This window comes from Mumia sp. zg.B17 (assembly GCF_019550915.1).
In the GTDB taxonomy this organism is placed as follows: Bacteria; Actinomycetota; Actinomycetes; order Propionibacteriales; family Nocardioidaceae; genus Mumia.
This window is the reverse complement of the sequence record NZ_JAHWCI010000014.1, coordinates 1-4,510: the sequence shown is the minus strand read 5'-3', so window position 1 is coordinate 4,510 and position 4,510 is coordinate 1. Positions and strand designations below refer to the sequence as shown.

The following is a 4,510-nucleotide window of genomic DNA, read 5'->3' as shown; positions in this document are numbered from 1 at the left end:
GACGGTGTTGGAGCGGTAGCCCGTGCCGTCCCAGTCCTCGCACGTGATGAGGAGGAGACGCGGGCGGCCCTTCTGTCGGAAGAGTCGTGCGGACTTCTCGGCGAGGGTCGCCTTGTCGTAGGTCTCCGTGCCGGCCTCGAGCTGGCCGAGGTCGTCGAAAGCGCCTCTCTGACCCTCGAGCCCTCTGACCTCCGACCCCGTGTGCCGGTTTGTCCCATCTGGGGCAGGATGCCCATTATGCGTGCGTGAGTGCGTCACGCATGGGCCGGGTTGGGGGATCCATGGGCGGCAAGGAATTCTGGAACAAGCGGTCGGGTCGCTTCGTGGCGTCGGCCGCTGTGCTGCTGCTGATGGGTCTCCTCGGCGCGCCGCCTACGGGTGCGGTGCCGGCTGTTGCGCCTGCGGACGTCCCGCCGGCGACGGGCAACAACGCGGTCATCACCGTCAAGGTCGGCGCCGACCGGGTGGGGACGAACGGTGTGTCCAACCTGGCCGGCGTGACCCTCCGGCTCTACAACGGAACGTCGGCCCCGACGACCCCCGTGGCCGACGCATGGGCGACCTGCGTGTCGGACGCGGACGGGGACTGCAGCTTCGTCGTGCCGGACACGCAGACGAGCATTCTCGGCACCTGCCTCGGCATCACGGCCGGAGACAACTGCGACCGCCGCTTCTGGGTGGTGCAGGAAGGTGCGCCGGAGGGGTTCACCATCAACCCGTCGTTCCGGACGGGCGAGGGCGACGGCACGCTCTCGGAGAGCACGGCGTACCAGTTCCGGACCGGGCTGAGGCTCCGAGCCGGCAACACCTACAGCTCGACGTCGGACTTCATGATCGGCACGGGCGACACCAACCGTGTCGCTTCCGGCGGAATCTGGCAGCAGTCGCGGACCAATCCGCCACCGGCCCAGAGTTGCGGCCTCGACGTGGCCATCATCCAGGACCTGTCGGGCTCAGTGACACCGTCACAGCTGGTGGAGCTCAAGGCGGCGACGGACACCTTCGCCGACGCTCTCGTCGGCACGCCGTCGCGGCTGGCGTTGTTCTCGTTCTCCACCGTCTCCCCGGCCGACGGGGCGACGCAGAATTTCCCCGGACTCACCTCGGTCGCCACGCAGCAGGGCGCGGACACGTTCAAGGCGCGCTACCAGTCCTGGACCGCCGGTGGCGGAACGAACTGGGACCGAGGGCTCGCGGCGCCGGCGCAGGCCACCCCCACCTATGACCTCGCCGTCGTGATCACCGACGGAAACCCAACCCTCTACTCGCAGCCCGAACAAGGGCCGGGATACTTCGAGCGGGTGCGCGAGATGGAGAACGGTGTCTTCTCCGCCAACGCGCTGAAGGCACGAGGCACGCGCGTCCTGGCGGTCGGCGTCGGCTCCGGCGTGAGCGACCCCGCAACCGCACAGAATCTCCGAGCGATCTCAGGTCCGACGGCGTACGACGGCAGCAACACCGACACGGCCGACTACTTCCAGGTCGCGAACTACGCGTCCGTCGGTACTGCACTACGGGACCTAGCCCTCGGCGACTGTGACGAGTCGCTGTCGGTGATCAAGCAGATCGTCGGTCCGGACGGCGACATCACGAATGCGACGCCGGGCGGAGCCGGGTGGACGTTCGACGCGGCGACCACCACGCCCGGCGTGAGCCTGCCGACCACCAGTGCGACGACCGATGCCACCAGTGGCGTCAACTTCCCGATCACCTTCGGCGGCGGCGTGTCCACGGGTGCGATCACGGTGACCGAGACCGAGCAGGAAGGCGAGTCGTTGTTCCCCGTCGACGGATTCAACGCCGTCTGTCGCAATCTCGCCACCGAGGAAGCCGTCCCGGTCACGAACTCGGGCGCGACCGGTTTCACCGTCGATGTGCCGAGCGACGCCCCCGTGAGCTGCACGGTCTACAACCAGGCTGTCGCACCGGCCACCGTCACCGTCGACAAGGAATGGGTCATCAACGGTGCTGCGCCCGTCCCGAACGGCAGTCAGCCGGGCGGGCTCACCGCTCAGCTGACGTTGACCGGCCCCGACGGGGCTCCTGCCTCCAACCAGGACTGGGGTGCGCCACGTCCCGGCTACAGCGCCGGCGACACCGTGACCGTGGACGAGGACGTCGACATCACTGCGCCGGCCGTGGACCCGGACCTGTGCACCGTCGGGGAGCCGACGATCGTCGAGGTCAACGGCGTCGACGTCACGCCGATCCCGATCCCGGACGGGTACGACCAGACACTGACGGCCGGTGCCAACACGCTGACCATCCGCAACAGCGTCGACTGCGAGTCCCGGCTGACGCTCGCCAAGAATGTGGTCGGGTCTGCCCTCCCGACGTCGTGGAACCTCGCGGCGCTTCCTGCTCCGGGACAGCCCGCGGGTCAGCTGCCCGGTCCGAACGGTACGGCGGGGAGTGCGGCGGTCACGGACCAGGTCGTCACGGCGCGGGTTCCGTACCAGCTGGCCGAGTCCGGCGGCCCTCCGACCTATGTCCAGAACGACGTCCGGTCCAGCGACGCGTATCCGTCGTCGACGGGGTCGTGGGCGTGTATCCGCATCGACGCCGAAGGTGCCCAGATCCCCGGGTTCGCCGACGGCCTCAACGGTGCCGTGACGGTGCAGTTCGGCGTACGGGTGCAGTGCACGGCGACGAACCAGACCGGTCGCCTCACGCTCGTCAAGGACGTCGTGAACGACGGTAGTGGGACAGCGGAGCCCGGCGACTTCACCCTGAGCGCGACTCCCGGCGACGACCCACCGGTGGAAGGTCTCGAGACCTACTCGGGGCCCGGGACTGCCACCGGCACGACGTACGAGGTGCGGCCCGGCCACCCGTACGAGCTGGCGGAGACCGGGGTCCCCGGATACTCGTTGGTCGCGGTGAACTGCGAGGCCGGTGGCGTGACCCGCGATCTCCGCACGGTGACGGTCGGCCCGGGGGAGGCGGTGACCTGCACCTTCGTGAACGACGACGATCCCGCGCAGCTGACGTTGCGCAAGCAGGTGGAGAGCGGGGCAACCGGCGCCACCGACGTGCCTGCGGACTGGACGCTGACCGCGACGCCGGACGGGATCGCAGGTCAGGACCCGGTCAGCGGCAACGGTGAGGACGGGGTGACCGACGAGAACGTGATCTCGGGAACCTACGAGCTCACCGAGGCCGGTCCGGGTGGCTATGACGCAGAGGACTGGAGCTGTGAAGGGGCCGGAGGGACGTTGGAGGGGGCGTCGCTCACGTTGGCCAACGGTGCCGACGTCACCTGCACGATCGTGAACACTGCGCAGCAGCCCACCTTGACCTTGGTGAAAGACGTGGTGAACGACGCTGGTGGGACGGCTGAGGCGACGGACTGGACGTTGTCGGCGACGGGTCCGACGGCGGGTGTGTCGGGGGTGACCGGTTCGGTGCCGGTGACCGACCGTGCTGTCGTGGTGGGGTCGTACGCGCTGGCCGAGTCGGACGGGCCTGCCGGTTACGGGGCTTCGGATTGGGTTTGTGTCAGTCCGTCTGGTGCTGTGCCGGTGGTGGGTGGTTCGGTGTCGGTGGGTCTGGGTCAGGACGTGACGTGCACGATCACGAATGACGATGCGCCGGGCACGTTGACGTTGGTGAAGGACGTGGTGAACGACAACGGTGGGTCGGCGGAGGCGACGGAGTGGACTCTGTCTGCTGATGGGCCGACGCCGATCAGCGGTGTTACTGGCAGTGACGCGGTGACTGGTGCGACGGTGGAGGCGGGTGAGTACGACCTGTCGGAGGTTGACGGGCCGGCCGGTTACGCAGCGTCGGACTGGACCTGCACCGGCGCGACGATCGAGGGTGCGACCGTCTCGGTCGCCAACGGTGGGGACGTGACGTGCACGATCAGCAACGACGATCAGCCGGGCAGGTTGACGCTGGTCAAGGACGTGGTCAACGACAACGGGGGGACGGCGGTGGCGACCGACTGGACGCTGTCTGCCGAGGGTCCGACGCTCATCACCGGTGTGACCGGTTCTGAGGCGGTGACTGGCGCGACGGTGGACGCCGGAGGCTACGACCTGGCAGAGACCGGTCCGGGCGGTTATGTCCCCGGTGATTGGACCTGCACGGGTGGAGAGCTTGAGGGAATCACCGTCACGGTTCCGAACGGTGGGGACGTGACCTGCACGATCGTCAACGACGACCAGCCGGCGACGTTGACGCTGGTCAAGGAGGTCGTCAACGATGACGGCGGGTCGGCGGTGGCGACCGACTGGACGCTGTCTGCTGACGGGCCGACTGCTCTGTCCGGCGTGACCGGCACCGAGGCGGTGACCGGGGTGACGGTGAACGCCGGTGACTACGACCTGTCCGAGTCCGGCCCGACCGGATACTCCGCGTCGGACTGGACCTGCACCGGCGCGACGATCGAGGGTGCGACCGTCTCGGTCGCCAACGGTGGCGACGTGACCTGCACGATCACCAACGACGATCAGCCGGGCACGTTGACGCTGGTCAAGGACGTGGTCAACGACAACGGCGGCACGGC

Annotated in this window: 2 pseudogenes; one reads left to right on the top strand and one right to left on the bottom strand. The window is 68.6% G+C overall.

Annotated features, from left to right (window positions below):
* Nucleotides 1-258 (bottom strand): annotated as a pseudogene (locus KV097_RS18890) (hypothetical protein); the annotation flags it as partial.
* On the opposite strand from KV097_RS18890, the pseudogene KV097_RS18885 reads away from it, so the two are divergent.
* Nucleotides 246-4,510, top strand: a pseudogene (locus tag KV097_RS18885) (hypothetical protein); the annotation flags it as partial. The pseudogenes KV097_RS18890 and KV097_RS18885 overlap by 13 nt on opposite strands.